This window comes from Trinickia camelliae (assembly GCF_053525655.1).
This window is the reverse complement of the sequence record NZ_JBCHAA010000048.1, coordinates 1-1,043: the sequence shown is the minus strand read 5'-3', so window position 1 is coordinate 1,043 and position 1,043 is coordinate 1. Positions and strand designations below refer to the sequence as shown.

The 1,043-nt window shown below is 61.9% G+C and carries 1 protein-coding gene; it reads left to right on the top strand.

From position 1 onward, the window contains the following. Nucleotides 1–1,043 (top strand): S-(hydroxymethyl)glutathione dehydrogenase/class III alcohol dehydrogenase (locus tag AAHK20_RS33450; protein WP_449185796.1); only part of this gene is annotated, 1,043 nt, incomplete at both ends.

Here is a 1,043-nt window from a genome sequence, read left to right as displayed (position 1 = left end):
GAAGAGGTCGATCTCGAAGGGCCGCGCGCGGGCGAAGTGCTGATCGAAGTGAAAGCGACGGGCATCTGCCATACCGATTACTACACGCTCTCGGGCGCGGACCCGGAAGGGATCTTCCCGGCGATCCTCGGACATGAAGGCGCGGGCGTGGTGGTCGACGTCGGGCCGGGCGTGGGCACATTGAAAAAAGGCGACCACGTGATTCCGCTTTACACGCCCGAATGCCGCGAGTGCAAGTTCTGCCTGTCGCGCAAGACCAACCTGTGCCAGAAGATCCGCGCGACGCAAGGCAAAGGGTTGATGCCTGACGCGACCTCGCGCTTCTCGGTTGGCGGCAAGCCGATCTTTCACTACATGGGCACGTCTACCTTCTCGAACTACATCGTCGTGCCGGAAATCGCGGTCGCGAAGATCCGCGAAGACGCGCCGTTCGACAAGGTCTGCTACATCGGCTGCGGCGTGACGACGGGCGTCGGCGCGGTGGTTTATACGGCGAAGGTCGAAGTGGGCGCGAACGTGGTCGTGTTCGGTCTTGGCGGCATCGGCTTGAACGTGATCCAAGGCGCAAAGATGGTCGGCGCGGACAAGATCATCGGCGTCGATCTCAACCCGGGCCGTGTCGAACTCGCGAAGAAATTTGGCATGACGCACTTCGTCAATCCGAAGGACGTCGAGAACGTCGTCGATCACATCGTGCAGCTCACCGATGGCGGCGCCGATTACTCGTTCGAATGCATCGGCAACGTGAAGACGATGCGCCAGGCGCTCGAATGCTGTCACAAGGGCTGGGGGCAGTCGATCATCATCGGCGTGGCGGCGGCGGGCGAGGAGATCAGCACGCGGCCCTTCCAGCTCGTGACGGGCCGCGAGTGGAAGGGCTCGGCATTCGGCGGCGCGCGCGGACGCACGGATGTGCCGAAGATCGTCGACTGGTACATGGAAGGCAAGCTCAACATCGATGATCTGATCACGCACACACTGCCGCTCGAGAAGATCAACGAGGGCTTCGATTTGATGAAGAGCGGCGAGTCGATTCGCTCGGT